Here is an 852-nt window from a genome sequence, read left to right on the forward strand (position 1 = left end):
ATTCCGCTCGCAATTTTTCTACTGTTGCTTTTTGAGCGTCAATATCACCTATAGCTTCTGCGTTTAATCTATCAATGATCGCTTTTTGGGCGGCAATTTCTCCCTGTTTAGCACCTGCTTGAATTTGGGCTATTTTGGATTTAATTACCTTAACTTGTGCTTGAGCTTCTGTTAATTCTGCTTGCAAGTTATCTCTATTATCCAAAATAGCAATTACTTGTCCAGCTTTGACCATTTCTGCCTCTTTAACTAATATTTTTTCGACTCGACTTCCCGCTCCTAAAACTGATGCTGATAATTTAATCACTTCTCCCTCTGGTTCAATTATCCCCAGTGCTGTGACGGTTTTTATCTTAGGTGTTAATGCTTTAGTATCTACTGGTTTTTGAGTATCTATATCCCGAAATTTAAGGACAATAAAAATACTAATACTTGCTACAGATAAAGAGGCCAGCATGGCAATAGCGATCGCTATTCGCAGTAGAGACTGAGAAGATAATGAACTTTGTACTTTGTGGTTTTGCACAACTGCATACCTTTTCAGTGCTATTTCCAAATTAGTTGATGAAAAGTGAATCCTTAAATCAGATTTGGTAGAAGACCATAAAAGTCTAGAAAACTTGACAATATGGATGGAAACTAAATCAATTAATTTAGTTCAATTCTTGTCTAACCAATTACAAATTACTTTGAGATTTTTGACAGCAATGAACATTTAGTAATAATATGCCGAAATCAAAAGTCAGATCGTTAGCCAATTACAGTTTTAGTGAAATTAGTATAAGCAAGTAGACAAGAATAAATCAAAGTATATTAAATAACTAGGGTTTGCTGAAAAAGTCTTTTCGTGAG

General features: G+C 34.4%; 1 pseudogene. It reads right to left on the reverse strand.

Annotated features, from left to right (window positions below):
* A pseudogene (locus CUN59_RS22135) lies at nt 1-526 on the reverse strand (biotin/lipoyl-binding protein); the annotation flags it as partial.
* Nucleotides 527-852 lie beyond the last annotated feature (326 nt).

This window comes from Cuspidothrix issatschenkoi CHARLIE-1 (assembly GCF_002934005.1).
Lineage (GTDB): Bacteria > Cyanobacteriota > Cyanobacteriia > Cyanobacteriales > Nostocaceae > Cuspidothrix > Cuspidothrix issatschenkoi.